We start from the raw sequence: 25,366 nt of genomic DNA on the forward strand, positions 1-25,366 counted from the left end.
CGTCAGTCCCGTCCGGTCAGCTGCCAGGCGTCTTCGTCGCCCTCATCGTCCTCGACCGGCCGGCCCTGGAACTGCGCCTCGATCGGATCCTCGCCGTAGCGGTCGTCGTCGGCGTGGTCGTCGTCGCCGGCCGGGGTCGCGGTGGACCTCGTCGGCGGCTCCTCGCCCTTGATGCGCGCCAGCACCTCGGGCAGCTGCTCGGGCGTGACCAGCACGTCGCGGGCCTTTGAGCCCTCGGAGGGGCCGACGATCTCGCGCGACTCGAGGAGATCCATGAGGCGACCGGCCTTGGCGAAGCCGACCCGAAGCTTGCGCTGCAGCATCGACGTCGAGCCGAACTGACTCGTGACCACCAGCTCGGCGGCGGCCAGCAGCACCTCGAGGTCGTCGCCGATGTCCTCGTCGATCTCCTTCTTCTTCGCCTCGATCGCCTCGGCCACGTCGGCCCGGTACTCGGGGCGCGCCTGGCCCGTGACGTGCCTGACGACGCGATCGATCTCGTCCTCCGTGACCCACGCGCCCTGCACGCGGATCGGCTTCGACGAGCCCATGGGCGAGAACAGCGCGTCGCCCTGGCCGATCAGCTTGTCGGCGCCGCCCTCGTCGAGGATGACGCGGCTGTCCGTGACGCTCGTCACCGCGAACGCGAGGCGAGAGGGCACGTTGGCCTTGATGAGGCCCGTCACGACGTTGACCGACGGACGCTGCGTGGCGAGCACCAGGTGGATGCCGGCCGCGCGCGCGAGCTGCGTGATCCGGACGATCGAGTCCTCGACGTCGCGCGGGGCCACCATCATCAGGTCGGCGAGCTCGTCGACCACGACCAGCAGGTACGGGTAGGGCTTGAGCACGCGCTCGCTGCCGGCGGGGACCTCCACCTCGCCCTTCGCGAGCGCGGCGTTGAAGTCGTCGATGTGGCGGAAGCCGAACGACGCGAGGTCGTCGTACCGCATGTCCATCTCCTTCACGACCCACTGCAGCGCCTCGGCGGCCTTCTTGGGGTTCGTGATGATGGGCGTGATCAGGTGCGGCACGCCGGCGTAGTTCGTGAGCTCGACGCGCTTCGGGTCCACCAGCACCATGCGCACCTCGCTGGGCTTCGCGCGCATCAGGATGCTCGTGATCATCGAGTTGATGAAGCTGGACTTTCCCGATCCGGTCGAGCCCGCCACGAGCAGGTGCGGCATCTTGGCGAGGTTGGCGACGACGAACCCGCCGCCGACGTCCTTGCCGACGCCGACCGTCATCGGATGCGCCGACTTCTGCGCGGCACCCGAGCGCAGCACGTCGCCGAGCGCGACGGTCTCGCGGTCGGTGTTGGGGATCTCGATGCCGATGGCGCTCTTGCCCGGGATGGGCGCGAGGATCCGCACGTCGTTCGACGCGACGGCGTAGGAGATGTTGCTCTGCAGCTGCGTGATCCGCTCGACGCGCACACCGGGCGCCAGCTCGATCTCGTACTGCGTGACCGTCGGGCCACGCGAGAAGCCGGTGACCTTGGCCTCGACCTTGAACTCGGCCAGCACGCGCGTGAGCTGCTCGACGACGCGATCGTTCGCCTCGCTCCGGGCGACCGAGGGCGGCCCCGCGGACAGCGACGCGGGCGAGGGCAGCACGTACGGGGCGACGGGCGGCTGCGGTCCGCGCGCGCCGGGACCGTCGGTGCCGAAGCCGAGCAGGCCCGGCAGCTCGCCGGTCTCGGAGTCGTCGCCGTCGCCCACGAGGCCCGTGGAGCCGCGCTCGGCCAGGCCGCCGGTCACGCCGCTGATCGAGCTGAGCACCTGCGTGGCGGAGTCGCGCGGGTCCTCATCCGGCTCCGCCACGACGATCGCCTTGTCGTAGCCGCCGTTCGACTGCTCGGTGAGGAGCTCCGTGAGATCCTGCGGCGAGTCGACGACGTCGGGATCCTCCTCCCGGCCCGACTTGTTGCGGCGCCACCACGGCACGTGCTCGTCATCGGATTGCTCGAGCACCTCGGTCGCGGCGGTCCCGTCCTTCGCGGCCTCCTCGGCGCGCTCGGCGCCGAACATCCACGCGTACAGCTCGCCCAGGCGGCGGCCGATGCGGTTCGGCGGCGTCTTCGTGATGATCAGCACGCTCAGCGCCGCGATCAGCGACAGCAGGACGTACGCGCCGATCTCGCTCAGCAGCATCGCGGTCGGCTCGCCGGCCATCCAGCCGAACAGGCCTCCGGCCTGGCTCAGCACGGGCACGCCCTCGGACGGCTGGGGCCGGAGTCCTGCGATGTGGCAGAACCCCGCGACCGTGATGGTCAGCAGCGCGAAGCCGATGCCGATGCGCCCGTTGTCGTGCACGGACGACGGATGACGGAACAGCCAGCCCGCCAGCAGAAGCAGCGCGACCGGGAACACGAACGCCGTGCGGCCGATGAGCCCGCCGAACGTGTACGCGCTGATGTTCATCGCGATCTCGTTGCCGATGAAGAACCACTCGGTGACCGCGCCCGCGACCGCGAGCAGCACGAGCAGCAGCGGGAAGCCGTCGCGGCGGTCGTCCTTCTCCAGCGACTCGGGGCCGAACGCGCGGAAGAGGCCGCCGACCGCGTGGCCGAGGCCGTTCCAGGCGCGCACCGCGACGGGCGGGCGATCCGAGGCCTCGAAGTACGGCTTCGCCGCGGCTTCGGGCTTCTTGCGCGCGCGCGAGCCGCTCGCGGCCTCGGTCTTCGAAGCCGCTCGGCCTCTGCTCGGACTCGAGCTCTTCGACGCGGCGGACGTGCGTGGCATGCCTCCACGGTACGTCGGACCACCGACATCCCGCGGGAGCGACGCCGATCAACGCGGGGATCCGGCACCGATTCCGTGGGATCGGAGCGACCGCACCCTGCGTCCGTCGGGGTATGCCCCTGTGCGACCGAAGGGAGCGTGGAGCGAAGCGACCAAACCAGCGCGTGGATGGAGCGTCAGCGACAGCCATCGAGCGCGAGCGCCGGCCCGAAGGGTCGGCCGAGCGATCGATCAGCGCGCGGGCACGAAGATCACGCCTCGATGACGAGCGGCACGATCATCGGCCGGCGGCGCAGCGACTGGTTGACCCAGCGCCCGATCGTGCGGCGGACGACCTGCGACAGCGCGTGGGTGTCGCGCACGCCGGAGGCGGCTGCCTCCTCGAGGGCGCGGGCGATCTTGGGCTTCACGGCCTCGAACACGGAGCTGTCCTCGGCGATCCCGCGTGCGTGGATCTCCGGACCCGTGATGATCTTGCCGGTGGCCGCGTCGACCACCACGATGACCGAGACGAAGCCCTCCTCGCCGAGCGTGCGGCGATCCTTCAGGTCGGCATCCGTAATCTCGCCCACGGTCGATCCGTCGACGTAGACGAAGCCGAGGTCGAGCTGCCCCACGACGCGCGCGACGCCGTCCTTGAGGTCGACGACCGAGCCGTTCTCGCCCAGGATCGTGCGCTCCTCGGCGAGGCCCGTGTCCTGTGCGAGCTTGGCGTTCGCCATCAGGTGGCGGTACTCGCCGTGCACCGGCAGCACGTTCCTCGGCTTCAGGATGTTGTAGCAGTACAGCAGCTCTCCCGCCGCGGCGTGACCGGAGACGTGCACCTTCGCGTTCGACTTGTGCACCACGTTCGCACCGAGCTTGGTGAGGCCGTCGATCACGCGGTAGATCGCGTTCTCGTTGCCCGGGATCTGGCTGGACGCCAGGATCACCGTGTCGCCGTGGCCCGGCTCGATCGCGTGGTCGAGGTTGGCCATCCGGCTGAGCACCGCCATCGGCTCGCCCTGGGATCCGGTCGACATGTAGACGATCTGGTCGTCCGGGATGTCCTTGGCCTTCTTGTAGTCGATGAGGACGTTGTCCGGCACCTTCAGGTAGCCGAGGTCCGCGGCGATCGTCATGTTGCGGACCATGCTGCGGCCGAGCAGCGCCACGCGGCGGCCGTTGGCGGCGGCGGCGTCGAGCACCTGCTGGACGCGGTGGACGTGGCTCGAGAAGCTCGCGACGATCACGCGGCCCGGGGTCTTCGAGATGACCTGGTCGATCACGGGGCCGATCGCGCGCTCGGTCGGCGTGAAGCCCGGCACGTCGGCGTTGGTCGAGTCGGGCAGGAACAGGTCCACGCCCTCCTCGCCGAGGCGCGCGAACGCGCGCAGGTCGGTGATGCGGCCGTCCAGCGGCAGCTGGTCCATCTTGAAGTCGCCCGTGTGCAGCACGAGGCCCGCGGGGGTGCGGATCGCGACGGCGAGTGCATCCGGGATCGAGTGGTTGACCGCGACGAACTCGAGCACGAACGGCTCGATGTCCCACTCCTCCTCTTCCTTCACGACCGTCAGCACCGGCTTGATCCGGTGCTCCTTGAGCTTGGCCTCGACGAGCGCGAGGGTCAGCGCGGATCCGATCAGCGGGATGTCCTGACGCATCTTCAGGAGGTAGGGCACGGCGCCGATGTGGTCCTCGTGACCGTGCGTGAGGACCACGCCCACGACGTCGTCCAGGCGATTCCGGATCGGCTCGAAGTCGGGCAGGATCAGGTCGACGCCGGGCTGGTGCTCCTCGGGGAAGAGCACGCCGCAGTCGACGATCAGGATCTTCCCGTCGAACTCGTACGTGGTCATGTTGCGACCCACCTCGCCCAGGCCGCCGAGCGGCGTGACGCGCAGGGCGCCGTTCTCGAGGGCGGGAGGATCGAAGATCGGAGTGGACATGGTCCGCCTTTCGCGGGCGCTCTGCGGCACCCGGGGGTTCCGACCGCAGGCCGCATGCGGCATCCGGTCTCATGTGTTGTGTTGTGATGCGGCGTTCTCGGCCGCGGGGAGATCCGTGGGGCGCTGGTCAGCGCGTGGTGCCGGCGATCTTCGGCAGCGCGCCGCCGGCGGCGGCGTTGCGATCGGGCCGGAAGTTCGAGAAGTCGACGCCCGAGACGTCCTTCACGAGCGCGAGCTCGTCCTCGATGATGGCCGCCTCCCACTCCTCCGGACCGACGAGCGGCAGGCGCACGCGAGGGCTGGAGATGCGGCCGAGGCCGTGCAGGATGTACTTCGCCGACACCGTGCCGGGCACGTGCGTCATGACGGCGCGCACGAGCGGCTCGAGCTTCTTGTGCTGCTCGGTCGCCGTGGCGAGGTCGCCGCGGTTCACTGCGTCGACGATCGTGCGGTACGGCGCCGATGCGATGTTCGCCGTCACGCCGATGAGGCCCGAGGCGCCGATCGCCAGGTGCGGCAGCACGTTGGCGTCGTCGCCGGAGAAGTAGAGCAGGTCGGTCTGGTTGAGCACGCGGCTGACCTCGCTGAAGTCGCCCTTGGCGTCCTTGATCGCGAGGATGTTCGGGTGCTTCGCGAGGCGCAGGATCGTCTCGTACCTGATCGGCACGCCCGTGCGGCCCGGGATGTCGTACAGGATCACCGGCAGGTCGGTCGAGTCGGCGACCAGGCGGAAGTGCGTCAGGATGCCCGCCTGCGTGGGCTTGTTGTAGTACGGCGTGACGATCATGATGCCGTCGGCGCCGGCCTTCTCGCTCTTGCGGTAGAGCTCGATCGCGTGCGCGGTCTCGTTCGATCCGCCGCCCGTGATGATCTTCGCGCGGCCCGCCGCGACGTCCTTGCCGACCTCCACGAGGCGCAGCTTCTCGGGGTCGGTGAGGGTCGAGGTCTCGCCGGTGGTGCCCGTGACGACGATGCCGTCGGCGCCCGAGCTGATGACGTCGTCGATGTGCTTCTCGACGGCGGGCCAGTCGACCTCGCCGTCGGCCGTCATCGGGGTGACGAGCGCGACGAGCACCTGTCCGAAGGGGTTGCCCGAGTGCGTCATGCCTCCCAGGCTATCGTCCCGCGGCTGTTCATTCCCGCCGAGCGGGAGGGCGCGGGATGTTGCTTCGGAGTGAACATCTGACGGGCGGGGGTGGCTGATGCGCACGCAGAGGTCACGTGGCATCCATCCCGCCTCACCGCCCCGTCACACGAGACAGGACGGCGAGGATCGCGGACTCGACGACGGTCCACTCGTGCATCACGAGCGCGTAGTCGAAACGCAGCGTGAGGAACCCGAGCCCGGCCGAGACGGCATCGCGCCGGAGGTCCTTGTGCCGGCTGCTCGGCCCGTCGTGGTTCTCGCGTCCGTCGATCTCGATGATGAGCCGGCCGTTCAGCACGAAGTCCACTCGGCCCACACCGCGGATGCGCACCTGGCAGGCGACACGGAGACCGAGCCGGACCAGCCGGAGCCGCACGACCGACTCCAGCCCGCTCTCGGCGTCCCAGCGAGCGAGATCCACCAGCCAGCGATGACGGGCCGACACTCTCCTGCGGATCTCGCGGACGTCGCGGTACCTCAGCAGCTGCTTCTGCATCGCGGACTCCAGCGCCGCGAAGAAGCCCTCCTGCCCCAGACATTCCGCTGACTGCACGAGCGCGTGAACGACGGGAACCACGCCGAACGCGGCGCCCGGGCCATCCCAGTGACGCAGGCAGGTGCATCCGTCCTCGTGCCGCAGCGGGTCCTTGCCGTTCGCCCCTAGCCACACGTGCAGCTTCGGCTCGTCCTCGAGCACCCACACGCCGTGCTTCCGCAATGCTGAGGCACAGCAGACGGCGGCATTGTGGCCGGCCGCGATCACGACATCCGGATCGGCCGAGGGACGCGCGTACACGCCCTTGCGCAGGCGCAACAGACGGCCCGACGCGACCGAGTGCGCGATGTCGCGGTGCGACATCCGGTCCGCGAGAAGCTCGGCGGTGCGCCAGACGCCGCGGTCGGCCGTGTCCATGTAGCGAGCTTCGCCGCGTGCGGGACTCGCGGACGGCCATCCGCGGTCGATGTGGATGGATGGCGCGGCAACGGAGACTGTGGGCGAGGGTCCCGAGTCTCACCAACGCCGATCTGACGGGTCGGCGGTGCGGATGGACGCACCCGGACCTCAGCGCATGCCGCTCGCCACTCGGACCCGTCAGACCGAGCAGTCAGCGACCGTCGAGCGGGAGCCCGGGCACGGGTCAGGCGCGGCGAAGGACCTCGAAGCGGTAGCGGGTGCCGGTGCGGCTGGTGTGCCACTCCCCCGGCGCGGGATCGGCGCGCACGAGGTGCCACGAGTCGTCGATCTCGGGGGCGTACGCGTCGCCCTCGACGTCGAGGTCGATGCGGGTGACCCACAGCTCGTCGAGCTGCGGCATCGCCTGGCGGTAGATCTCGGCGCCGCCGATGATCCAGACCTCGTCGTCCAGCTCCCACGCGCGCCGCAGCGCCGCCTCGAGCGAGTGCACGACCTCCGCTCCGGGCGCCTCGAACGCCTCGTCGCGCGTGATCACGAGATTCGGACGGTCGGGCAGCGGCCGGAAGCGCTCGGGGAACGACTGCCACGTGCGGCGCCCCATCAGCACGGGCGAGCCCGTGGTGGCGCGCTTGAAGAAGGCCATGTCCTCGGGCAGATCCCACGGCATGCCGCCGTCGGCGCCGATGGCTCCCGTCGCGGCCTGCGCCCAGATCGCGCGGACCGGCATCAGACGGCGACGGCCGCGCGGATCGGCGGGTGGTGCTGGTAGTCGTGCACCGCGAAGTCCTCGAACTCGTAGTCGAAGATCGACGCGGGCTTCCGCGTGATCTCGAGCGTCGGGTACGGGAACGGGTCGCGCGAGAGCTGCTCGGCGACCTGGTCGCGGTGGTTGTCGTAGATGTGCACGTCGCCGCCGGTCCAGACGAACTCGCCCGGCGCGAGGCCGGCCTGCTGCGCCATCATCAGCGTCAGCAGCGCGTACGAGGCGATGTTGAACGGCACGCCCAGGAACATGTCGGCGCTGCGCTGGTAGAGCTGGCACGACAGCCGGCCGTCGGCGACGTAGAACTGGAAGAACGCGTGGCACGGCGGCAGCGCCATGCCGGGGATCTCGGCGGGGTTCCAGGCCGAGACGATGATGCGACGCGAATCCGGGTTGGTCTTCAGGAGGTCGACGGCCTGCTGGATCTGGTCGATCTGCTCGCCGCTCGGGGTGGGCCACGAGCGCCACTGCACGCCGTACACGGGCCCGAGCTCGCCGTTCTCGTCGGCCCACTCGTCCCAGATCGTGACGCCGCGCTCCTGCAGCCACCGCACGTTCGAGTCGCCGCGCAGGAACCACAGCAGCTCGAGCGCGACCGACTTGAAGTGCACGCGCTTGGTGGTGATCAGGGGGAACCCCTGCGAGAGGTCGTACCGCAGCTGCCGGCCGAAGACGCTCGTCGTGCCGGTGCCCGTGCGGTCGTCCTTGTGCGTGCCGTGCGCGAGCACGTCGCGCAGCAGGTCTTCGTACGGGGTCGGGATCGGCTCGGTCACGCGACCCAGGGTAGTCGCGCCCGCCGACATCCGAGCGCGGCGCGCGCGATCCGATCCGCCGTCCCGACGGATCCGATCCGCACGCGTGCGGGCATCCCGAGCCTGGGCAGTTCTGCCCCCGTTCACCGGATGGCCTCCGTGCCGTGAGGCGGGGCGAGGAGCGTCGCACGGGTGACGACCATCCCCCAGCAGCGCCGCCGGCTCACGTCGCCCGCCGCGCTCATCGCCCTCTCCGCCGCGGCATCCCTGATCGCCGCGCTCGTCCCCACCGCCGCGTCCGCCGCGGGCGGCCACGGCCACGGCCACTCGGGCCCGGACCGCACGGTCAAGACCGTCGTCCCGACGCTCGAGGCGCGCGCCACCCTCTCCGCCGACCACCTCGCCGAGGGCCCCGCCTCCGGGGCTGCCGTGACCCCCGCGAACGGCCGCACCGGCCCATTCGACGGCCAGGTCATCCCCGGCTTCTCCGCCATGATCGACAACGGCGACGGCACCTTCTGGGCCCAGCCCGACAACGGCTTCGGCAGCCAGGCCAACTCGGCCGACTTCCTGCTGCGCAACTACCTCGTCGAGCCCGACTGGCAGACCGCCCGCGGCGGGGCCGGCGAGATCGACATCCTGAGGTACATCTCGTACAACGACCGCAAGGGGCTGCTGGACTTCCCGATCGTGAACGAGGGCACGGACGAGCGGCTGCTCACGGGCGCCGACTTCGACATCGAGTCGGTCGTGCGTGCGAAGGACGGCACGCTCTGGGTCGGCGAGGAATTCGGGCCGTTCCTGCTGCACTTCGCGAAGGACGGCACGCTGCTCGAGAAGCCCTTCCCGCTGACCGGCGCGCAGTCGCCGCAGAACCCGTACCTGGACGGTGCCCAGCCGACCGTCGCGGCCAGCCGCGGCTTCGAGGCGATGGCCGGGTCCCGCGACGGCCGCTACCTCTACCCCGTGCTCGAGGGCGCGTACCTGGCCGACACCGACCAGCGCCGCCGCGTGATCAACGAGTTCGACACGCGCAAGGGCCGCTACACGGGTCGCACGTGGTCGTACCAGACCGACAACCCGCTGAACGTGATCGGCGACGCCTTCACGACCCGCGACGGCGCCCTTCTGCTGATCGAGCGCGACGACTTCGAGGGCGACCAGTCGGTCACAAAGCGCGTCTACGAGGTCGACCTGCGCGACCGCCCCGACCGCGAGGGCTTCCTGCCGAAGAACCTCGTGCTCGACGCGCTGCGCATCGACAACCCGCACGGCATCGACGCGGGCGAGGGCTACGGCCTCGGCGACACGTACGCGCTGCCCGTGCAGTCGTTCGAGACCGTCCTGCAGCTGCGCGACGGCCGGCTGCTGATCGGCAACGACAACAACTTCCCCGGCAACGACGCGCGCATCACGGGGACGCCGGATGACACGGAGTTCGCGATCGTGGATCTCGAGCGCACGCGCGTGCGGCCCGACGCCGTGACGGTCGTGAGCCACCGCGGCGCCAGCGGCTATCGGCCCGAGCACACGCTCGCGTCGTACGAGACCGCGATCACCCAGTGCGCCGAGTACATCGAGCCGGATGTCGTCTCGACCAAGGACGGAGTGCTCGTCGCGCGCCACGAGAACGAGATCGGCGGCACGACCGACGTCGCCGCGCACCCCGAGTTCGCCGCGCGCCGCACGACCAAGACGATCGACGGCGTGCCGATCACGGGCTGGTTCACGGAGGACTTCACGCTCGCCGAGCTGAAGACGCTGCGCGCCAAGGAGCGCCTGCCCCAGGTGCGCCCGCAGAGCGCGGCGTTCGACGGCCTGTACCCGATTCCGACGCTCGACGAGGTGCTGGATCTCGCGCGCCACTCGGTGACGTGCGACGGTCGGCCGGTCGGCGTGTACCCGGAGACCAAGCACCCGACGTACTTCGACGGCATCGGCCTCTCCCTCGAGGAGCCGCTGGTCGCCGAGCTGCGCCGCAACGGCCTCGACAGGCGCGACGCCCCGGTCATCCTGCAGAGCTTCGAGACCGGGAACCTGCGGGACCTGAACCGGATGACGGATGTGCCGCTCGGGCAGCTCATCAACGGCTCCGGAGCGCCGTATGACCTGGTCGCCGCCGGTGACACGCGCACGTACGCCGACCTCGTGACCCGCCAGGGCCTGCGCGAGATCGCGCGCTACGCCGACGGCATCGGCGCGGAGAAGAACGTGATCATCCCGCGCAACGCGGATGCCACGCTCGCCGCCCCGAGCGCCGTCGTGCGCGACGCGCACCGCGCCGGCCTGATCGTGCACGCCTGGACGTTCCGCGTCGAGAACCAGTTCCTCGCCGCCGACTTCCGCTCGAGCGCCGACCCGAACGCCCCCGGCGACCTGGCCGGCGAGATCCGCGTGTTCCTCGACACGGGCATCGACGGCTTCTTCACCGACAACCCCGACATCGGCGCCGCCACGGCCGCCGAGCCCGCCGCCGCCCGGTAGGCGACAGGAACGGCCCGCTCCCGCGAGGGGGGCGGGCCGTTCCGCGTGTTACGCGGGGTGTCTCCGGCGGCCCCCGGCCCCGTGGAGCCGGGTTATCGTACCGACGTGGATCCGGTCGCCGCGCTCGTCGTGCTGGGCGCCGTCGTGCTCGTCGCGGTGGTGCTCGGGATCGTCGTGCGCCGGCGCGAGGGCCGCGTGCGGGAGACCGCGAGCGAACAGCTCGCGACGCCCGCCGCGCTGGAGGTGGACGCCGCTGCGTTCGGCGAGAGCGCCACCCTCGTGCAGTTCAGCACCGAGTACTGCACGCGCTGCCCCGCCACGCGCCGCGTGCTCGGCGGCATCGCCGCGGACCGCGACGGCGTGACGCACGTGGACGTGGACCTCACGCATCGTCCCGACCTCACCCGCCGCTTCGGCGTGCTGCAGACCCCCACCACGCTGATCGTGGACGCGACGGGAGCCGTGCGCGCCCGGATCGGCGGCGCGCCGCGCCCCGACGACGTCACCCGTGAGCTCGACCGTCTCCTGGAGGACGCCCGTGCCTGAATCGCCCGCCCCCGCCGGCATCGACCCGCGCGGACCGCGCTTCGCCGCGGCGATCACCACCGTGCTGCTGCTGGTCGCGACGTACCTGTCGCTCGTCGGGATCTCGACCATCCGCGAGCCCGCATCGTTCGGCTGGTTCGCGTATCAGCCGCTCGCCGACGCCGCCTTCTTCCCCGGCGCCGCCCTGGCCTACACGCCGCTGGCGGCCCGCCTCGCCGACCCCGGCTTCATCGCCGTGGCGATCGTCGCCGCGCTGTTCGTGTGGGGCGTGGCCTCGCCGCGCACCGCGCCGTGGGGCGTCGTGTTCCGCCGCCTCGTGCGTCCGCGCCTGGCGCCGCCGACCGAGCTCGAGGATCCGCGGCCGCCGCGCTTCGCACAGGGCGTAGGTCTCTTCGTGACCGGCGTGGGCCTCATCCTGCACCTCATCGGTGTGCCGTGGGCGCTGCCCATCGCCGCGGCCGCCGCGCTCGTCGCGGCGTTCCTCAACGCCGTGTTCGGCCTGTGCCTCGGCTGCCAGCTGTACCTGCTGCTGCAGCGCGCCGGCGTCGTCGGGCGCACGCGACCGGCGTGATCCGCGCTTCCGGTGACGCCCCGCGCCCCGGCCGTTAGGCTGGCCGCGACACCGCTCATCGTCGACACGGAGGACCGCATGACCGTCACCAGCGAAGCCACCACCGCCTGGGCCGGAAGCCTGGCCGAGGGATCCGGAACCGTCTCGTTCGCCTCCGGGATCGGATCCTTCCCGGTCAACTGGAAGGCGCGCTCCGAGGGCTCGGACTCGACCACGACGCCCGAGGAGCTCATCGCGGCCGCGCACGCGTCGTGCTTCAGCATGGCCCTCTCGCACGCGCTCAGCGAGAACGGCACGGCGCCCGAGAAGCTGGACACGACCGCGTCGGTCACGTTCAAGCCGGGCACGGGCATCACGGGCAGCCACCTGAACGTCAGCGCCGTCGTCCCTGGCCTGGACGCCGCGAAGTTCCAGGAGATCGCCGAGGGCGCCAAGGCCGGGTGCCCGGTCTCGCAGGCGCTCGCGGGCATCGACATCACGCTGGAAGCCACGCTGGCCTGACATGCACATCGTCGTCGGGGGCGCGTCCGGTCTGATCGGCCGCGCCCTCGTCGCATCTCTGCGCGAGCGCGGCGACCGCGTCACGCGCCTGGTCCGACGCCAACCGCAGGCTCCGGATGAGGTGCGCTGGCTCGACGGGTCGCCCCTCGAACCCGACGTGGTCGCGCGGGCCGACGCCGTCGTCGGGCTGAACGGCGCGAGCATCGGCCGGCTGCCGTGGTCCCGCTCCTACCGCAGCAGGCTGCTGTGGTCGCGCATCACGCCGACGCGCGCGCTCGCACGGGCGATCGAGGCGCTCCCGCCCGGCGAGCGGCCCCTGTTCGCCTCGGCCAGCGCCGTCGGCTACTACGGCTCGGGCCGCGAGCTGACCGAGGCGTCTCGGCCCGGCGGCACGTTCCTCGCGGGCCTCTGCGTCGAGTGGGAGCACGCCGCCCGCGTCGCCGGCGAGCGCGTCGCGCTGCTGCGCACCGCGCCGATCCTGCATCCCGAGGCCGTCCTGAAGCCGATCATCGCGCTCACCCGCGCCGGGGTGTCGGGGCCGCTCGGGCCCGGCCGCCAGTCCTGGCCGTGGATCTCGCTGGACGACGAGGTCGCGGCGATCCTGCACGTGATCGACGGGGGCCTGACCGGCCCCGTCAACCTCGCCGCCCCGGTCCGCGCGACGGCCGACGACATCGGCTTCGCCCTCGCGCGGCGCCTGAACCGGCCCTATGTCCTGCGGGCGCCCGCCCGCGCGCTGCGTGCTGTCCTGGGCGACGCGTTCGTCGACGGGCTGGTGCTCTCGGACGCGCACGTCCTGCCCGCGGCGCTGACGGCCTCCGGATTCACGTTCCGGCACCTCACCGTCGAAGACGCGATCGCCGACGCGGTCCCCGCCTGAGGAGGCCGCCCCTCAGCGGGTGCCGCGTTCGCGCTGGATCGCCTCGCGCGCGGCCTGACGCGCACGCCGCCGGTCGCCCGCCGCGTCGTAGACCATGCTGAGGCGGAACCATGCCCGCCAGTCGTCGGGGCTGCGCTCCACCTCGTCGCGGTAGCGCGGGAAGAGCCCTTCGGCCGCGGCACGCGTCGCACGACCGCTCGGCAGCGTCTCGACCTCGTCGTCGGGCAGACCGCCCTCCTGCTCGAGCCGCTTCGCCAGCTGCTCGGCGCGCACGCCGAACCACAGCTCCCGTCCCAGCGCCCACGCCGCGATGAGCGGCAGCACGACGAGCGCGACGCCCATCGCGATGCCGACGGGCTCACCCGTCAGCACGAGCTGCACGGCGCGCCATCCGACCACGGCGATGTACAGCGCGAGCAGCACGGCCATGACGGCCACGCCGATGCGGGCGCTCACGCGCTCGTCGCCTGCGCGACCTGGCCCGACACCGCGTCGTCCGCGACCGGGCGCGGCTCGGTCGCCCGGGGCGCGCCGATGCCGATGTCGATGAAGTTCTCCAGGCCGATCACGACGCCGCGCGCGTCGACCGCGTTCTCGAGCGCGATCCGGATGCCCGGGGCGTACGCCGCGGCCGGATCCGTCGTGTCGTGCACGATCGACAGCGCCTCACCCGGGCCGGACAGGATCGTCTCCTGCCGTGCGATCACGCCGGGCCGCCGGAGCGAGTGGACCGGGACGCTCGCGACCTGCTGGCCGCGGGCGCGCTGATCCACGTGGGGCGCCTGCACGGGCGTGCGGCGGGCGGCGGCGATGAGCTCGGCGGTGCGGACGGCCGTGCCGCTCGGCGAATCGACCTTGGTCTCGCGGTGCGCCTCGACGATCTCGGCCGAGGGGAAGAATCGCGCCGAGGCCGCCGCGATCGCGCTGCCGATCACGGAGCCCAGCGAGAAGTTCGGGATGAACACGGCGCCCGTGCCCGCGGCGTCGACGAGCGGGCGCACGAGCGCGACCCGCTCGGCCGACCAGCCGCTCGTGCCGACCAGCACGTTGATGCCGCGTTCGATCGCGGCGCGCACGACGTCCACGCTGACGGCCGGGACCGAGGCGTCGACCACGAGGTCGGCGCCGTCCAGCTCGGCCAGATCGCTGCGGGAGGTGAGAACCGCCGAGACCTCGAACCCGTCGAGGTCGTCGATGACCTGGTGGATGATGCCGCCGAGCCTGCCGGTGCCGCCGACGAGGGCGATCCGTGTCGTCATGCTCCCATCCTAGGTTCCCGCCGCGGATCGCCCTCCGCGGCTTGACTTCGCGAAGACCATCCGGCATCCGGTCATAGGCTCGAAGGCGTGATCACGTTCCGCGCCGCCTCCCCCGCAGATCCCGACGCCCACGAGCTGATCCTCGAGTACTTCGCCGAGCGCGCGGCCGGATTCCCGGGCGACTACCGCCCCGCCCTGCCCGGCCCGGACGCGTTCCGCGCGCCGGACGGCGTCCTGCTGCTCATCGAGCACGAGGAGCACGGGCTGATCGGATGCGGCGCGATCCGCCGCATCGCGGACGGCCCCCTCGGCGCGCGCTTCGAGGTCAAGCACGTCTACACGCGCCCCGCCGCGCGCGGCCTGGGCGCCGGCCGTCTGCTCATGGCCGAACTCGAGCGCCGTGCCCGCGAGTGGGACGCGCGCGAGCTCGTGCTCGACACCCACCACACGCTCGAGGCCGCCGCCGCCCTCTACGCCCGCACCGGCTTCGCGCCGATCGAGGCGTACAACGACAACCCGAATGCGACTGTGTGGTTACGTAAGATTCTTCCAGAGCAAAGTTAACCGCCAGCGTGGTCCGGCACCACGCCGACTTTCTGTTCAGCGATGATGTGGTCGGCTCACTAGAGTCATCCGCATGAGACCAGGGACCGATGAGCAACACCGCGGGCCAGCCAATGAGCGTCCCCTCTACGCGTCATTGTACTTTGGGAAAAGCGACTCGCGCAATGAACTGAATGACGAGCGCGGGGACTTCATCCGGAGCTTCGTTAACCTCCGTGACGTTGTAGGGCATGTCGTAAGCGGCCAGCGAACGCTTGTGCTTGGTCCCAAGGGCACGGGGAAGTCGGCGCTGGCGTGGTACCTCGATGCGTCTCAGCTCGGAACCGCCTACCTTGCCTCCGTGCGTGACGCGAGCTACCTTCCGCTCGCGGAAATTCCCAGGCTGCAGACGGGCCAACCTCAGGGTCCGGAGCGGACTGTTGCGGCGTGGAAGTTCATCCTCCTCTGCAACTACCTCGAGTTACTTCTGAAGGATCAGTCCTGCCATCTGAAGAACCGTTCTGAGGTTGACCGTGTGACAAAGCTGTTGCGACAGTACGGTTTCATGGGAGACGCCTCCGGCCGGGCCATTTTGAACATTTCAACAACGACGGTCACCATTCCAATCCCCAAACTCGGCAACGTATATCAACGGGAGAGTAGCCCAAATCTGAACATATACTCGCTGCTCCCATATTTAGAAGACTGGGCTACCAACGCCCGATCAGGAAACCGGCACGTCCTCCTGCTCGACGGGCTCGACTCCATATTCCTTAATGACAGCAAGTATGACGAAAGCCTCGCTTCTCTTGTTCAGGCCGCGTACTCGCTAAATCAAAGGCTTGCGGATATCGGTGCCACAGGCAGCGTCGTCCTCCTCCTCCGGAACGACGTGTTCAACCGTGTGGCTCTCACCCTGCCCGACTCCCAGAAGATGCGCGATGACTTCGCCGTCGAACTAGACTGGCGAGTCCTGTCTGGAGCTGCCGGATCCAACGCGCCCCTGCTTCAACTGGTCAACGGCAAGGCAGCCCGCGCTCTGGGCATCGAGCGCGTGAACGTGTTGTCCTACTTCCCGAAGAACGTTCAGCTCGGAGGCACGCGCGGAGGTGAGCCACGTTTCATGGATTCTCTGCAATACCTGCTGAACCTCACTCGGCACACACCACGAGACCTACTTCGGCTATTCGAGGAGATCCGCAAGGTCGAAGAGTCCGGCATGTTCCCGCCCTCTGGCAAAGGTGTACTCTCGAAAGAGACCATTAGAGAAGGCGTACTTCAGTACGCCACTAAGTACTTTGTTGGCGCTATCGAGAATGAGTTTGCCGGTTACGAGTTCGGAGCGCAGGAGTCTCAATCTGGCATGCGCGCCCTCAAGTCGATGAACCGACAGCTATTCGACCGTGCCCAGTATGCGAAGTCGCTTGCGCAACAAGGTGTCGAAGATCCTGCAGTGGCGGACCGCCTGCTTCGCTTGCTCTTCTTCGCGGGCGCAATCGGCAACTCTGTTGAGCGGCGTAACCGCCCTAGCTACCTCCAGTTCTACCACCGCCGCGACGATGCGGATGTCTACACTCGTGGGCGCATGGTTCTGCACAACGCGCTCTGCCATGCATGGAACATCCCCTTCGATCTCTGAGTCGCGGTACTCGACGCAACGACAACCCCAATGCGACGCGCTGGTACGGGAAGGCGCTCTAGCCCAGGCTGTCGAGGCGCTGGAGCAGCTGCGTCCCCGCGGATCCGATCGACGAGAGCGCAAGTCCCGTCACCACGAGGGCGATGATCGCGAACGTGCTGATCGTCGCGACGTCCGCGCGGGCGATGATCCGCGATACGAGCAGGCCCAGCACCGTCGCGATCGCGATGGTCTGACCGGCGACCGTCGCGAACGCCATCCGTACATACGCCTCGGCGTCGGGCGCATCCCAGCTGTTCAGGGCGAAGGCGATCGCCATCGGGACGAAGAACACGCCGAGCACGAGGATCACCGACGCCGACCAGCCCCGGAGGCGATCGCGGGATCGGGGCGGGGCGACGACGTCGGTCATGCCGCGAATCCACTCGCCCGCGTGCCGCGTTGCGCGACGACGCGGATGCCTGGTTCTCAGGAGATGCCGCGTTCTCAGGAACCGCACCGCCGATCCGCCCCTGAGAAGCCGGGATCTCCGGAGAATCTCGACGCCCGCGGTCAGACGGGCAGCGGCTCCGGGAGGCCCGTGCGGAGCTCGGCCGGGAGGTGGGCGAGGTCGTTGTGCGTCAGCAGGGTCCAGGGGCGGCCGGGGCGCTGGCCGATCACGGTGAGGCCGCAGTTGGCCTGGTTCAGGGTCATCCAGCGCCACTCGGGCGCGCCGAGGACCTCGCGCACGAACCACGAGATCACGAAGTTGTGCGTGATGAGCAGCTCGTGCACGTCGCCGGCCTTGCGGACCAGGAACTCGCCGACGGCGTCGGCCATCTGCGCCTTGCCCGCGTCGATCTGCGCCTCGGTGACGCCGCCGAAGAACGGCTCGTACGCGGCGGGGGTCTCGTCGGTCATGCCGGTCGGCACGCAGTCGAACAGCAGCGCGTGGGGCTCGGGCGTCACGGCGGGCAGCCGCTCGGAGACGATCCGCGCGGTGTCGTCCGCGCGCACGAGCGGCGAGTGCCACACCCGGTCGAGCGGGATGCCCGAGAGCCGGTCGGCGATCAGCTCGGCCTGACGACGGCCGCGCGGGGAGAGCGGGCCATCCTCCATGCCGTGCTCGGCGTCCATCTGCTCGCCGTGACGGACGAGATAGATGTAGTGCGCCATCGCCTTCTCACCTCGTCCTTCACCGCGTCACGTTCAGATCGTCTCGGACCCTGCGTGCTGCGCCGAGGCGCCCGCGGTCCTCTCTCACACTACGTGACGCCGCCGACACCGGCCGGGATCGCCGTCGCGAGCCGTCACCGAGCGGCACGGATCTCCCGATCGGCGGGACGGATCCGGATCACTCGGTCGCGCGCGTCAGCTCGGCCAGGTGCGCGCGGGTGAGCCGGACGCCCACGCCCTGCACGAGCTCGTCGAGCTGGGACGGCGAGAACGCGTTCACGACGGGCGCCACGACCGAGCGCTGCGCGAGCAGCCAGGCGACCGCGATCGCGGCGTGTGGCACGCCGAGCTCGGCCGCGATCGCGTCGAGCGCCTTCAGCACGCGCACGCCGCGCCGGTTGAGACTGCCGGCCAGCTGCCGCCCGCGCGTGGACGCCGCGACGCCCTGCCGCGAGCGGTGGCGCCCCGACAGGAAGCCGTGCTCGAGCGCCTGCGAGGGCGTGACGGCGAGGCCCTGGGCGCCCGCGACCAGGCGCAGGTCGCCCTCGAACTCGCGGCGCCGCATCAGGTTGTAGGGCACGTCGAGCACCTCCACGCGCGGGTAGCCCGCGGAGGCGAGGATGCGCGCCTCGACGAGCTGTTCGGCGCCGAACCCGTAGGCGCCGATGTGGCGCACCTTGCCGGTCTCGATCAGCCACTCGGCCGTCGCGAGCGTGTCCTCGATCGAGGCGATGCGCTCGGCCGTGGCGTCGAGGTAGAGCAGGTCGATCCGGTCGGTGCCGAGGCGGGTGAGCGAGGCCTCGACCGCGCGCACCAGGTTCGTCGAACCGACGCCCGGGTTGTCGGGGTGGTCGCCGACACGCACGGCCAGGACGATGCCGTCGCGCAGGCGGCGTGTGCGGAGCCAGCGGCCGATGATGTGCTCGCTGCGCCCCGCGGCGAAGCTGTCGGCCGTGTGCACGACGTTGCCGCCGGAGGCCGCGAAGTGATCCAGCAGCGCGTCCGCGCGATCCTGATCCACGGTCCAGCCGAATTCGGCGCCGCCCAGCACGACGGGGAAGATCTCGAGCCCCGTGTCGCCGAGCGTCTCGCGCACGAACGTGCCGACGCCGGGTCCCTGCACCGGGATGGGGGCCGAGGGATGATCGGAAAGCGCGCCGGCTCGTCTGCTCGGATCGAGCGTGCCGGCCTGCGCCTCTTCCATGGCCTGTCCCCTCCACGCGGGCCTACGGGTCGTCGACCGCATGTGCTTCGAGGGTATGTCAGGCCTCGGACGCCCCGGTGCACCGCGCCGTAACGCTTTCGTCACGCCAGGATTTCCAGACGCCGAACGGCCCGCCCCTCCCGAGGGAGGAGCGGGCCGTTCGGGACCGACGGGGCTTACGCCTCGACGGGGGCCTCCGCCGCCTCGTCCGAGGCGGCGCCCTCGTCGATCACGGGCTCGAGCGCCATCTTGCCGCGGTCGTCGATCTCGGCGATGCGGACCAGGATCTTCTGGCCCACCGAGACGACGTCGTCGATGTTCTCGACGCGCTTGCCGCCGTTGAGCTTGCGGATCTGCGTCACGTGCATGCGACCGTCCTTGCCCGGCAGCAGCGAGATGAACGCGCCCGAGGGGATGATCTTCACGACCGTGCCGAGGAACTGCTCGCCGATCTCCGGGTTGGTGGGGTTGGCGATCGCGTTCACCTGGGCGCGGGCGGCCTCGGCCGAGGGGCCGTCGGTCGCGCCGATGTAGACCGTGCCGTCCTCCTCGATGGAGATCTGCGCGCCGGTCTCGTCCTGGATCGCGTTGATCGTCTTGCCCTTGGGGCCGATCAGCTCGCCGATCTTGTCGACCGGGATCTGCACGCTGATGACGCGCGGCGCGGTCGGCGCCATCTCGTCCGGAGCGTCGATCGCGGCGTTCAGGACCTCGAGGATGCGCGTGCGCGCGTCCTTGGCCTGCGTCAGCGCGCCGGCGAGCACCTCGGAGGGGATGCCGTCGAGCTTGGTGTCGAGCTGGATCGCCGTGATGAACTCGCTCGTGCCCGCGACCTTGAAGTCCATGTCGCCGAGGGCGTCCTCGGCGCCGAGGATGTCGGTCAGCGCGGCGTAGCGCGTCTGGCCGTCGACCTCGTCGGTCACGAGGCCCATCGCGATGCCGGCGACGGGGGCGCGCAGCGGCACACCCGCGTTCAGCAGCGACAGGGTCGAGGCGCAGACCGAGCCCATCGACGTCGAGCCGTTCGAGCCCAGCGCCTCCGAGACCTGGCGGATCGCGTAGGGGAACTCCTCGCGCGACGGCAGCACCGGCACGAGCGCGCGCTCGGCCAGGAAGCCGTGGCCGATCTCGCGACGCTTCGGGCTGCCCACGCGACCGGTCTCACCGGTCGAGTACGGCGGGAAGTTGTAGTGGTGCATGTACCGCTTGCTCGTCGTGGGCGACAGCGAGTCGATCTGCTGCTCCATCTTGAGCATGTTCAGCGTGGTGACGCCCATGATCTGGGTCTCGCCGCGCTGGAAGATCGCCGAGCCGTGGACGCGCGGGATGACCTGCACCTCGGCGTCGAGCGGACGGATGTCGGCGAGGCCGCGGCCGTCCATGCGGACGCCCTCGGCGAGGATGCGGCCGCGCACGATCTTCTTCGTGACCGACTTGTAGGCGGCGGCGAACTCGAGCGGGGCGGCGGCGGGCAGCTCGCCCGCCTCGACCTTCTCGACCAGCTCGGCCTTGACGCGGGCCTTGACCTCGTCGTCGGCGTTCTGGCGCTCCTGCTTGTCGGCGATCTGGTACACCTTCTCCAGATCGGCGGAGACCTTCTCGTTCACGAACGCGAAGGTCTCGTCGCTGTAGGCCGGGAACACCGGGAACTCCAGCGGCGCCTTCGTCGAGGCGGCGGCCATCTCGGCCTGCGCCGCGACGAGCTGCTTGATGAAGGGCTTCGCGGCCTCGAGACCGCCGGCGACGGTCTCCTCGTTGGGCTTGACGGCGCCGGCCTTGATGAGGTTCCAGCTGTTCTCGGTGGCCTCGGCCTCGACCATCATGATCGCGACGTCGCCGTTGTCCAGAACGCGGCCGGCGACCATCAGGTCGAACACGGCCGACGAGACCTGCTCGGCGTTCGGGAACGCGACCCACTGGTCGGCGTGCTCGCCGTGGCCCGGGATGAGCGCGAGGCGCACACCGGCGATGGGGCCCGAGAACGGCAGACCCGAGATCTGGGTCGACGCCGACGCGGCGTTGATCGCGAGCGCGTCGTAGAACTCGCCCGGCGCGATCGAGAGGACCGTCACGACGATCTGGATCTCGTTGCGCAGGCCGTCGACGAACGACGGGCGCAGCGGGCGGTCGATCAGGCGGCAGACCAGGATCGCCTCGGTCGAGGGGCGGCCCTCGCGACGGAAGAACGAGCCGGGGATCTTGCCGGCGGCGTACGAGCGCTCCTCGACGTCCACCGTGAGGGGGAAGAAGTCGAAGCCCTCGCGGGGGTGCTTGCTGGCGCTGGTGGCCGAGAGGAGCATCGTCTCCTCGTCCAGGTACGCGGCGACGGCGCCCTGCGCCTGCTGCGCGAGGCGGCCGGTCTCGAAGCGGACCGTGCGCGTGCCGAAGCGGCCGTTGTCGAGAACGGCCTCGGCGGCGGTGATTTCAGGACCTTCCAAGAGGTCTCTCTCCTTCTGTTTTCGCCCGCAGACAGCGGGACTTCACGTCGGGAGCAGGGAACAGGCAGATATGGGCGCGCAGCGCTTCGGTTCGCGAAGCGCCATCGATCACGCTCGCCTGCGCTGGCCACCAGGAGAAATCCACCAGACCGATCCGTCGGACCGTCGTCTGGGAGACCACTTCAGGGGACCAGCTTCCTGCCAGCCTGCTCCGTGTGCGTATGGAATTTTGAGCCCACCCGAAGGCGAGCCTCTCTCACCCTACCAGCGGCATCCCGATCCGGTCAGGCTCTGTCGGCGCAGAGGTGCCCATGCCTACCCTGCTGACATGCGTCGTGCTGAGAGAACGGAGTGAGACGAAGTGACCGATTTCCCTGAGCAGAGCACTCCCGACGAGGAGCGACCCGTCGACCTGGACGACGAGGCCGAGCTCGAGCTGCCGCCGCCGACGCTCGATGCGGACGAGAGCATCGAGGACCGGGCGGATCCGCTCGCGGACCAGGAGCGGGACGAGGCGCGCGGGCTCGGCGGCCTGGACGAGTAGGGTCGCTAGCCCAGCGTGCTGCGCTTGGGTGCGTCGCGTCCGGGGATCAGGACGTAGTCGGCGTGCTTCGAGACGATGCCGTCGCCCGCCGTGCGGCCGCGCATCCGGCGCCACACCCACGGCAGCGCGTGGGTGCGCAGCCAGTCGCCCTGCGGCAGCAGGTCGGCGTCCTCGGACGGATCGAAGCCGTGCAGCGCGTCGTCCAGCTGGCCGAGGGTCTCGGCGTCGGGCATGCCGAGCGCCTCGGCCGCGCGGTAGGCGAGGTAGCGGTGCCCGCGCGAGCTGAGGTGCACCATGTCGTCGGCGTACATCGTGCGGTCGCCCAGCGCCGGCAGCGCGGCCGCGTCCAGCAGGTACGAGTCCGTCGCCGCCGCGATGCGCCGCAGCTCCATCGCGTACAGCGCGAAACGGCGCGCGAAGATCCGCGCGGCGGGCCGCTCGGGCAGGAACGGCGTGACCAGCAGCACGTCGGCGCCGGTCGCGCGGATGTCGCGCACGACCTTCTCGACGTGCGCCGCGAGCCGCGCCGGGTCGGCTCCGTGGCTCACGAGGTCGTTCGAGCCCATGAACACCGACACGAGGTCCGGGTCCATCCCGAGGGCCTGCGGCGCCTGCTCGCGCACGAGGTCGCGCACGCGGCGGCTGCGGACCGCGAGGTTGGCGTAGTGGAAGCGGCCCGGAGCCTGCGCGAGCATGCTCGAGAGCCGATCGGCCCAGCCGCGGTACTGGCCGTCCGCCATGCGCGACGTGTCGCACAGGCCCTCGGTGAGCGAGTCGCCGAGCGCGACGTAGCGCCTCCACTGCTTGGACTGCGGCGGCGTGACGGCCTCGGGGCGGGCAGCGGCGCGCACGCGCGAGGCGTCGTCGAGCGGCCGCAGGCGCTGCGCCTCGCGGTAGTACTCGATGAGCTGGTCGCCGAGCGACTCCCACGTGCGGGCCGTGACGCTCTCGCGCGCGGCCGCGCCGAACGAGCGGCGCTTGGCGTCGTCGCCCGTGAGGTCGAGGACGCGCTCGCGCAGGTCGTCGAGGTCGCCGGGCGCGTACAGCCAGCCGTCCACGCTGGATCGGACGAGGTCGAGGGGGCCGCCGCGTCCCGTGGCGACGACCGGCACGCCGCTGGCGAGGGCCTCCTGCACGGTCTGGCAGAACGTCTCGCTCTCCCCCGGGTGCACGAACACGTCGAGGCTCGCGAGCGCCCTGGCCAGCTGGTCGCCGCCGAGGAACCCGGTGAACACCGCGCCCGGCAGCTGCCGCTCCAGGCGCTCGCGCTCGGGGCCGTCGCCGATGATCACGAGTCGGACCCCGGGGATCCCGCACAGCACGCGCAGGTCCTCGACCTGCTTCTCGGCCGCGAGGCGCCCGACGTAGCCGACCAGCAGCTCGCCGCGCGCGATCCTCGCCCGCCACGCGTCGCTGCGCCGGTCGGGGCGGAAGCGCTCGGCGTCCACGCCGCGCCCCCAGCGACGCAGCCGGTCGATGCCCAGCGCGGCAAGCTGCGTCTCGGAGGCGGAGGACGGCGCGAGCGTCAGCGTCGCGCGCCTGTGCAGGCGCGCGACGTGCGCCGAGGCGAGCGGCACCGCGCCGGGGACGCCGTAGCGCTCGGTGTAGGCGATCACGTCGGTCTGGTAGACCGCGACGCTCGGCAGCCGCAGTGCGTCGGCGGCGACCTGCCCCTTCCATCCGAGCGCGAACGGCGACGCGAGGTGCACGACGTCGGGGTGGAAGTCGCGCAGCACGCGCGCGAGACGGGCCGTGGTCGGGTACGCCACGCGGACGTCCGGGTAGGAGGGCATCGGGACGGACGGGAGCAGCTCGGTCCGGCCGTGCGGCGCGCGCTCCTTGCCGCCGCCGTCGGGGGCGACCACGAGCGTCTCGTGACCGCGGCGCTCGAGGTGACGGATCATCTGCAGAACGGAGTGCGTGACCCCGTTCATGTGCGGGAGGAAGGACTCTGCCACCAGTGCGACCCTCATGACTCCAGCGTGACGGGGCCGACCCGCCCGCAGCCGCACGGGACGCGCCGCTTCCCCGACCGTTCATCCGAGGTCACCGAAACCTTCACCCCCGCTCCCCCGCCGCGTCACGGGAACGGCGCATCGGCCGCCGCCCGCGTCGGGAGGGCAGGATGGACGGACGCCCCGACGAAAGCGAGCCCCGCGTGTTCCAGAGCCGCCATCCCTTCGACGACATCACGGTCGAGTCGCTGCGTGAGGTCGGCAGCCTGAAGTGGACCGCGTTCCCGGATCGCCTGGCCGCGTGGGTCGCGGAGATGGACTTCGGGATCGCGCCGCCGATCACCGAGGCGCTGCACGCCGCCGTGGACCGCGGCGCGTTCGGATACCTGCCGACGGCCGATGCCGTGTCGATGGCGGAAGCCTTCGCGGGCTGGTCGGCGGAGCGCTACGGCTGGCGCGTGGATCCGGCGGACGTGCACGCCTTCCCCGACGTGATCAGCGCCCTCGACGTCGCGATGGCGCACTTCAGCACCCCCGGATCGGCGATCATCGTGCCGACGCCCGCCTACATGCCGTTCCTCACGGTTCCGCTCGCCCACGGGCGCCGGATCATCCAGATGCCGCTCGCGCGCGACGGCGCGGGCTGGGCCTACGACCTGGACGCGCTCGACCGGGCATTCGCCGACGGCGGCGGTCTGCTCGTGCTCTGCAACCCCCACAACCCGATCGGCAAGGTGCTCGATCCGGAGGAGATGGCCGCGATCGGCGCCGTGGTCGAACGCCACGGCGGCCGCGTGTTCTCGGACGAGATCCACGCCCCGCTGGTCTATCCGGGGCGCCGGCACGTGCCCTACGCGTCGGTGAACGAGATCACGGCGGGTCACACCCTGACGGCGACCTCGGCGTCCAAGGCATGGAACCTGCCGGGCCTGAAGGCCGCGCAGGTGGTCGTGTCGAACGCGGCCGACCGCGAGCGGTGGCGGAAGGACGGCGCCACGTGGGGCCATGGCGCCGCGAATCTCGGCGTGATCGCGAACACCGCGGCGTACGCGCGGGGCGGCGCGTGGCTCGACGACGTGGTGGGATACCTCGACGGCAACCGCGGACGGCTGGCCGAGCTGGTCGCCGAGCACCTCCCGGGAGTGGAGTACGCCGCGCCGGACGGGACGTACCTCGCGTGGCTGGAGTGCGCCGCGCTCGCGCTGCCGGAGGCGCCCGCCACCTTCTTCGGCGAGCGCGCGGGCGTGAGCCTCACCGACGGCGCACTGTGCGGCGACGTCGGGACCACGGCGGCGCGGTTCAACTTCGCCATGCCGCGTCCGATCCTGGAGCGCGCGGTCGCCGCGATGGGCGAGGCGCTGCGCGCCCGCTGACGCGCGACACCGGCCGTTCACCGG

At 70.8% G+C, this 25,366-nt stretch carries 22 protein-coding genes; 9 read left to right on the forward strand and 13 right to left on the reverse strand.

Going from position 1 to position 25,366, the window contains the following annotated elements:
- Positions 1 to 2: 2 nt before the first annotated feature.
- From AAD528_RS14850 to AAD528_RS14875, 6 genes are all read right to left on the reverse strand, one after another.
- Complete coding sequence (locus AAD528_RS14850; RefSeq protein ID WP_345752859.1) at positions 3 to 2,744, reverse strand: FtsK/SpoIIIE family DNA translocase; 2,742 nt, start codon at positions 2,742 to 2,744, stop codon at positions 3 to 5.
- A gap of 251 nt (positions 2,745 to 2,995) precedes the next feature.
- A complete protein-coding gene (locus AAD528_RS14855; protein ID WP_345752860.1) occupies positions 2,996 to 4,672 on the reverse strand; it encodes a ribonuclease J in 1,677 nt (558 codons plus the stop codon).
- Positions 4,673 to 4,799: 127 nt separating this feature from the next.
- Positions 4,800 to 5,777: a 4-hydroxy-tetrahydrodipicolinate synthase gene (dapA, locus tag AAD528_RS14860; protein ID WP_345752861.1), complete on the reverse strand. Its 978-nt coding sequence runs from the start codon at positions 5,775 to 5,777 to the stop codon at positions 4,800 to 4,802.
- A gap of 133 nt (positions 5,778 to 5,910) precedes the next feature.
- Complete coding sequence (locus AAD528_RS14865; RefSeq protein WP_345752862.1) at positions 5,911 to 6,732, reverse strand: DUF559 domain-containing protein; 822 nt, start codon at positions 6,730 to 6,732, stop codon at positions 5,911 to 5,913.
- A gap of 226 nt (positions 6,733 to 6,958) precedes the next feature.
- On the reverse strand, positions 6,959 to 7,462 hold the full coding sequence (locus AAD528_RS14870; protein WP_345752863.1) for a dihydrofolate reductase: 504 nt from the start codon (positions 7,460 to 7,462) through the stop codon (positions 6,959 to 6,961).
- Positions 7,462 to 8,301, reverse strand: coding sequence for a thymidylate synthase (locus AAD528_RS14875; RefSeq protein WP_375339635.1), 840 nt, complete (start codon positions 8,299 to 8,301; stop codon positions 7,462 to 7,464). The genes AAD528_RS14870 and AAD528_RS14875 overlap by 1 nt, the downstream gene beginning before the upstream one ends.
- Before the next feature lie 141 nt (positions 8,302 to 8,442).
- Here AAD528_RS14875 and AAD528_RS14880 point away from each other — a divergent pair, with 141 nt between their 5' ends.
- The 5 genes from AAD528_RS14880 (at position 8,443) to AAD528_RS14900 (ending at position 13,232) form a co-directional block, all read left to right on the forward strand.
- A complete protein-coding gene (locus AAD528_RS14880; protein WP_345752865.1) occupies positions 8,443 to 10,734 on the forward strand; it encodes an esterase-like activity of phytase family protein in 2,292 nt (763 codons plus the stop codon).
- Between the two features lie 105 nt (positions 10,735 to 10,839).
- Positions 10,840 to 11,280, forward strand: coding sequence for a TlpA family protein disulfide reductase (locus tag AAD528_RS14885; protein ID WP_345752866.1), 441 nt, complete (start codon positions 10,840 to 10,842; stop codon positions 11,278 to 11,280).
- Positions 11,273 to 11,851, forward strand: a complete 579-nt coding sequence (locus AAD528_RS14890) for a DUF4395 domain-containing protein (protein ID WP_345752867.1) — start codon at positions 11,273 to 11,275, stop codon at positions 11,849 to 11,851. Before AAD528_RS14885 ends, AAD528_RS14890 begins: the two co-directional genes overlap by 8 nt.
- A 78-nt stretch (positions 11,852 to 11,929) precedes the next feature.
- Positions 11,930 to 12,352, forward strand: coding sequence for an OsmC family peroxiredoxin (locus tag AAD528_RS14895; RefSeq protein ID WP_345752868.1), 423 nt, complete (start codon positions 11,930 to 11,932; stop codon positions 12,350 to 12,352).
- A gap of 1 nt (position 12,353) precedes the next feature.
- Entirely contained in the window at positions 12,354 to 13,232 is an 879-nt protein-coding gene (locus AAD528_RS14900; protein WP_345752869.1) for a TIGR01777 family oxidoreductase, read from the forward strand.
- A gap of 12 nt (positions 13,233 to 13,244) precedes the next feature.
- Here AAD528_RS14900 and AAD528_RS14905 read toward each other — a convergent pair whose 3' ends face one another.
- Both AAD528_RS14905 and dapB read right to left on the reverse strand, forming a co-directional pair.
- Complete coding sequence (locus tag AAD528_RS14905; protein ID WP_345752870.1) at positions 13,245 to 13,688, reverse strand: hypothetical protein; 444 nt, start codon at positions 13,686 to 13,688, stop codon at positions 13,245 to 13,247.
- A complete protein-coding gene (gene dapB / locus AAD528_RS14910; RefSeq protein WP_345752871.1) occupies positions 13,685 to 14,491 on the reverse strand; it encodes a 4-hydroxy-tetrahydrodipicolinate reductase in 807 nt (268 codons plus the stop codon). The genes AAD528_RS14905 and dapB overlap by 4 nt, the downstream gene beginning before the upstream one ends.
- An 87-nt stretch (positions 14,492 to 14,578) precedes the next feature.
- On the opposite strand from dapB, the gene AAD528_RS14915 reads away from it, so the two are divergent.
- Both AAD528_RS14915 and AAD528_RS14920 read left to right on the forward strand, forming a co-directional pair.
- Positions 14,579 to 15,055: a GNAT family N-acetyltransferase gene (locus AAD528_RS14915; protein ID WP_345752872.1), complete on the forward strand. Its 477-nt coding sequence runs from the start codon at positions 14,579 to 14,581 to the stop codon at positions 15,053 to 15,055.
- A 73-nt stretch (positions 15,056 to 15,128) separates the two neighbouring features.
- Positions 15,129 to 16,673, forward strand: a complete 1,545-nt coding sequence (locus AAD528_RS14920) for a P-loop ATPase, Sll1717 family (RefSeq protein ID WP_345752873.1) — start codon at positions 15,129 to 15,131, stop codon at positions 16,671 to 16,673.
- Between the two features lie 58 nt (positions 16,674 to 16,731).
- On the opposite strand, the gene AAD528_RS14925 is transcribed toward AAD528_RS14920, so the two are convergent.
- The 4 genes from AAD528_RS14925 to AAD528_RS14940 all read right to left on the reverse strand — a co-directional run bounded on the left by AAD528_RS14925 (position 16,732) and on the right by AAD528_RS14940 (position 21,470).
- Entirely contained in the window at positions 16,732 to 17,085 is a 354-nt protein-coding gene (locus AAD528_RS14925) for a hypothetical protein (protein ID WP_345752874.1), read from the reverse strand.
- A gap of 140 nt (positions 17,086 to 17,225) precedes the next feature.
- Positions 17,226 to 17,828 carry a histidine phosphatase family protein gene (locus AAD528_RS14930; protein ID WP_345752875.1) on the reverse strand — a complete coding sequence of 201 codons (603 nt, stop codon included), beginning with the start codon at positions 17,826 to 17,828 and terminating at the stop codon, positions 17,226 to 17,228.
- Between the two features lie 178 nt (positions 17,829 to 18,006).
- Positions 18,007 to 19,032, reverse strand: a complete 1,026-nt coding sequence (locus tag AAD528_RS14935; protein ID WP_345752876.1) for an aldo/keto reductase — start codon at positions 19,030 to 19,032, stop codon at positions 18,007 to 18,009.
- A 176-nt stretch (positions 19,033 to 19,208) separates the two neighbouring features.
- Positions 19,209 to 21,470, reverse strand: a complete 2,262-nt coding sequence (locus tag AAD528_RS14940; RefSeq protein ID WP_345752877.1) for a polyribonucleotide nucleotidyltransferase — start codon at positions 21,468 to 21,470, stop codon at positions 19,209 to 19,211.
- A gap of 361 nt (positions 21,471 to 21,831) precedes the next feature.
- Here AAD528_RS14940 and AAD528_RS14945 point away from each other — a divergent pair, with 361 nt between their 5' ends.
- Positions 21,832 to 22,014: a hypothetical protein gene (locus tag AAD528_RS14945; protein WP_345752878.1), complete on the forward strand. Its 183-nt coding sequence runs from the start codon at positions 21,832 to 21,834 to the stop codon at positions 22,012 to 22,014.
- 5 nt (positions 22,015 to 22,019) lie between these two features.
- Here AAD528_RS14945 and AAD528_RS14950 read toward each other — a convergent pair whose 3' ends face one another.
- The gene (locus tag AAD528_RS14950; protein WP_345752879.1) at positions 22,020 to 23,972 is read right to left on the reverse strand and encodes a GDSL-type esterase/lipase family protein; all 1,953 of its coding nucleotides are present in this window, start codon (positions 23,970 to 23,972) and stop codon (positions 22,020 to 22,022) included.
- A gap of 167 nt (positions 23,973 to 24,139) precedes the next feature.
- Between AAD528_RS14950 and AAD528_RS14955 the strand changes: the two genes are divergently transcribed.
- Positions 24,140 to 25,342 carry a MalY/PatB family protein gene (locus AAD528_RS14955; protein ID WP_345752880.1) on the forward strand — a complete coding sequence of 401 codons (1,203 nt, stop codon included), beginning with the start codon at positions 24,140 to 24,142 and terminating at the stop codon, positions 25,340 to 25,342.
- Positions 25,343 to 25,366 lie beyond the last annotated feature (24 nt).

The sequence above is a fragment of the Microbacterium rhizophilum genome, from assembly GCF_039605615.1.
Classification (GTDB): Bacteria; Actinomycetota; Actinomycetes; order Actinomycetales; family Microbacteriaceae; genus Microbacterium; species Microbacterium rhizophilus.